Source organism: Saccharomonospora saliphila YIM 90502 (assembly GCF_000383795.1).
Lineage (GTDB): Bacteria > Actinomycetota > Actinomycetes > Mycobacteriales > Pseudonocardiaceae > Saccharomonospora > Saccharomonospora saliphila.
Map to the genome: position 1 here is coordinate 3267 of NZ_KB912588.1, position 4426 is coordinate 7692.

Annotated in this window: 3 protein-coding genes and 1 pseudogene; all 4 read right to left on the reverse strand. The window is 70.4% G+C overall.

What is annotated here, in order from left to right; translation table 11 throughout:
• Positions 1-820, reverse strand: an 820-nt coding sequence (locus SACSA_RS20765; RefSeq protein WP_048876263.1) for a serine/threonine-protein kinase, incomplete at its 3' end; no start/stop codon positions are given.
• A 4-nt stretch (positions 821-824) separates the two neighbouring features.
• Positions 825-2297: a peptidoglycan D,D-transpeptidase FtsI family protein gene (locus SACSA_RS0100035; protein WP_019812473.1), complete on the reverse strand. Its 1473-nt coding sequence runs from the start codon at positions 2295-2297 to the stop codon at positions 825-827.
• The gene (locus SACSA_RS0100040) at positions 2294-3844 is read right to left on the reverse strand and encodes an FtsW/RodA/SpoVE family cell cycle protein (RefSeq protein WP_019812474.1); all 1551 of its coding nucleotides are present in this window, start codon (positions 3842-3844) and stop codon (positions 2294-2296) included. Before SACSA_RS0100040 ends, SACSA_RS0100035 begins: the two co-directional genes overlap by 4 nt.
• Positions 3844-4426, reverse strand: a pseudogene (locus tag SACSA_RS20770) (protein phosphatase); the annotation flags it as partial. The gene SACSA_RS0100040 and the pseudogene SACSA_RS20770, both read right to left, overlap by 1 nt.

Here is a 4426-nt window from a genome sequence, read left to right on the forward strand (position 1 = left end):
CCCGCACCGCCGCCACCGCGTGCGCGAACTCGCCGCCACTGGCGTAGCGCTGCCTCGGGTCCTTGACCAGCGTGGCTTCGATCACCGCCCGCGCGGCGGGCGGCACGTCCGGCGGCAGCGGGGGCGGCAGGTCGCGGATGTGCATCATCGCCACGCTCACCGCGTGCTCGGACAGGAACGGCCGGTGCCCGGCCAGGCATTCGTAGCCGCACACGGCCAGGGAGTAGACGTCGCTGGCCGGTTCGGCATCGTGCCCGAGCGCCTGCTCCGGGGCGATGTAGTGCGCCGTGCCCATCACCATGCCCGAGCGGGTGACGGGTGCCGAGTCGGCGGCCTTCGCGATGCCGAAGTCGGTGAGCTTCACCCCACCCGACGAGGTGACCAGGATGTTGCCGGGTTTGACGTCGCGGTGCACCAGCCCGCGTTCGTGCGCGGCCTGGAGCGCGCGGCCGGCCTGCTCGAGGACGTCGAGCGTGAACTCGGCGTTGAGGCGACCCTGCCGCGCCAGGATCGACGCCAGCGGCTCGCCCTCGACCAGCTCCATGACCAGGAACGCGATCGAGTGTTGCCCGGCCTCGGTCTCGCCGTAGTCGTGCACCGCCGCGATGCCCTGGTGGTTCAGCGAGGCGGTGGTGCGGGCCTCGGTGCGGAAACGGTGCAGGAACTCGGCGTCGCCGGACAACTCCGCCTTGAGGATCTTCACAGCGACGGTCCGGTCCAGCCGCGTGTCACCGGCCTCCCAGACCTCGCCCATGCCACCGACCGCGATGCGCTGGGCGAGCCGGTACCGCTGGGCGATCAGTTGTCCCGAGGACAGCATCGTCTCAGCCACCCCCGAGGGCCGCCGACACGGTCGTCCGCCCGATCTCGGCGGCCACCGAGCCGCCCGTCGCCGCGAGCCCCCGGTTCCCGCCCGACTCGGCGATGACGGCGACCGCGACCTGCGGGTCGTCGTGCGGAGCGAACGCGGTGTACCAGGCGTGCGGCGGGGTCGCCTTCGGATCGGTGCCGTGCTCGGCCGTCCCGGTCTTCGAGGCGATCTTCAGTGCCGGATCCTTTCCGCCCCCGCCGGTGTTCCGTTCGGAGGCGATCATCATGTCCCGCAGCACGTCCGCGTTGGCCGCGGACAGCGCGGGCTCCCCGGTCAGCTCCTCGGGGGTGAACGATTCGACGTCCGACAGGTCGGGGGCGATCAGCTCGCTCACCAGCCGGGGCTTCATGGCCACGCCGTCGTTGGCGATCGTGGCGGAGAGCAGGGCGTCCTGCAACGGCGTCAGCCGCACGTCCCGCTGTCCGATGCCGCTCTGGTACAGCGCCGCGTCGCTTTCCAGGTCGCCGAGCTGGGACGGCACCACCGACATCGGAACGGTGAGATCGTCCATGCCGATGCCGAAGTTCGCGGCGGTCTCGCGCAGCTTCTCCTCGCCGAGCTGGGCCGCCAGTTCGGCGAACGCGGTGTTGCACGAGTGCGCCAGCGCGTCGGCGAGGGTGTTGCCCGGGCAGGTGTTGCCGTTGAAGTTCTCCAGCGTGACGTCGCTCGTGCCAGGGAGCGTGACCTCGGAGTCCGGGGTGACCTTCGTGTCGGCGCTCGCGCCGTCCTCGAGGGCGGCGGCCGTGGTCACCAGCTTGAAGGTCGAGCCGGGCGGATAGGTTTCCTTGATCGCCCGGTTCAGCATGGGGTTGGCCTCGTCGTCGGTGTAGCGCTTCCACGCCTCCTGCTGCTCGTCCGAGCTGTGCGAGGCGAGCTCGTTCGGGTCGTACGACGGCGTGGACACCATCGCGAGGATGTCGCCGGTCTTCGGGTCGAGCGCCACGACGGAGCCGGTGTAGCCCCGGTCGACCATCGCCTGGTAGGCCGCCTTCTGCACCGCCGGGTCGATGGTGACCCGCACGTTGCCGCCGCGGGTGTCGGTCCCGGTGATCATGTCGGAGAGCCTGCGCACGAACAGGCGGGGATCGGAGCCGTTGAGGAACTCGTCGTGGGCGCGTTCGAGCCCGGCCGAACCGTAGTTCACCGAGTAGTAGCCGGTGACCGGCGCGTACATCGGCCCGTTGGCGTAGGTGCGGCGGTACTTGAGCGTGTCGTCGGTGGCTTCGACACCGGCGAGCACCTGACCCGCGTCGTCCGAGACGATCTTGCCGCGCTCGCGCGAGTACTCGTCGTAGAGCACCCGGCTGTTGCGGCCGTCGGTGCGGTAGTCGTCGGCCTTGACCACCTGGACGTAGGTCGCGTTGGCCAGCAGCAGCGTCACCATGGCGAGCATGGCGACACCGACCTTGCGCAGCGGGGTGTTCACGCCTGTGTCCCCCTTTCAGGGGTGTTCTCCGCCGAGCCGTTCGGGCCGCCCGCGGCGAGCCCCGGCGTGTCCGCCGGGCCGGGCAGGGGCTGGCCCCGTTGCACCATCACGGTGTGCGCGTCGGCGAGCGGCGCCTGCGGTTGCGGCTTCGGCTTCGGGGGCTGCTGCGGGCGCCGCGCCGCGTCGGAGATCCGCAGCAGCAGTGCCACGAGGATGTAGTTGGCCAGCAGCGACGACCCGCCCGCCGACAGGAACGGTGTGGTGACACCGGTCATCGGGATGAGCTTGGTGACTCCGCCGACGATCACGAAGACCTGCATGATGATCGCGAACGACAGCCCGCCGCCGAGTAGCTTGCCGAAGGTGTCGCGGACCGCGAGCGCGCTGCGCATGCCCCGCATCGCGAGCAACAGGTAGGTCATCAGGACCGCGGCGAGGCCGACGAAGCCGAGTTCCTCGCCGATGGCGGCGCTGATGAAGTCGGTGTGGGCCTCCGGCACGGTCTCCGGCCTGCCCGATCCGAGACCGGTGCCGAACGTGCCGCCGGTGCCGAGGCCGAACAGCGCCTGCGCGATCTGGTAGCCGCCGCCCGCGTCGTAATAAGTGGCCAGCGGGTCGATCCAGTTCTCGATCCGCTGCTGCACGTGGGTGAACAGCGAGTAGGCGATGACGCCCCCGACGCCGAACATGCCCACCCCGAGCACGACCCAGATGATCCGCTCTGTGGCGACGTAGAGCATCATCAGCACGATGCCGAAGAACAGCAGCGCGGTGCCCAGATCCTTCTCGAAAACGAGGATGCCGAGGCAGGCCACGGCTGCGATGATGATCGGCCCGAGGTCCCGGGCGCGGGGCAGCTCCACACCGGCGACACGTTTGCCCGCCGTGGTGAACAGCTCCCGCTTGGACACCAGAAAGGACGCGAAGAACACCATCAGCAGGATCTTGGCGAACTCGCCGGGCTGGATGGAAAAGCCCGGCAGCTTCAACCACACCTTCGCGCCGTTGACCTCGGAGAGGGAACTCGGCAGCACGGCGGGCAGCGCCAGCGCCACCAGCCCGATCAGTCCCGCGGTGTAGGCGTACCGCGTGAGCGTGCGGTGGTCCGAGACCACGATCAGCAGTGCGAGGAACAGCGCGAGCGCCAGCACGGTGAACAGCACCTGGCGCGGAGCGTTGCCCGCGGCGTCGTCTCCGGCGGCCAGCGCACGCTGGGCCTCGGCCAGGTCGATCCGGTAGATCATGACAAGGCCGAGTCCGTTGAGCAGGGCCACGCAGGGCAGGATCAGCGGGTCCGCGTACGGCGCCCACCGGCGCACGGCAAGGTGGGCGATCGAGAAGATCGTCAGGTACGCCAGCCCGTACCAGACCACCGACCAGGACAGCTCCTGCTCCTGGTTGGCCTGCACCAGCACGAACGCCGACGTGACGATGAACGCCGCGAAGGCGAGCAGAGCCAGCTCCGTGCCCCGCCGCGTCGGCAGTTCACGCGGTGGGTTCGTCGTGTACTGGGCCGCCGCACCGGGCGTCGACGCGGGCTGGGCCATCAGTTACCGCCTGAGCTGGGCGCCGGGCGGCAGTCCACACCCGGTCGCTGACCGCCCTCGTGCCGTTCCGCTGTCGTGTTCGCCGTCTGTCCGCCCGGGTCGCCCAGCGCGCCGTCGTCGGCGCCCGGGTCCGGCGACGGTTCCGTGCCGGAGTCGTCCCGGTCGCTGCCGCCCTGCTCGACTCCGCCGAGACCACCGCCCTGGTCGGCGGAGGTGTCGTCGCAGATCTGGAGCATGTTGTTGCGGCGCAGCGAGTTGATGTACTCGCGGGACTCGGCCAGTCCGTCGCGCGTGACGCCGTTGCGCACCGTCTCGCGGGCCTGCTGCTCCAGATCGCGCAGGCGCAGGGGTTCGCACAGCGACGAGTCGGGCGGGCAGGAGCCCTCCGCGCGTTCGTGCAGGTCGAAACCCAGGATGCTGCCGGGCACGCCCTGGTAGATCACGACCTGGTCGCCGTCGGCGCCGACGTAGTACTGCCGCATGAGGAAGTACCGGGTCGCCAGGCCGGCGGCGGCCAGCAGCACCACGGCGAGCCCGAACGCGGCCAGCAGCCGCAACCGCTTGCGGCGCTTGGCCTTCGGG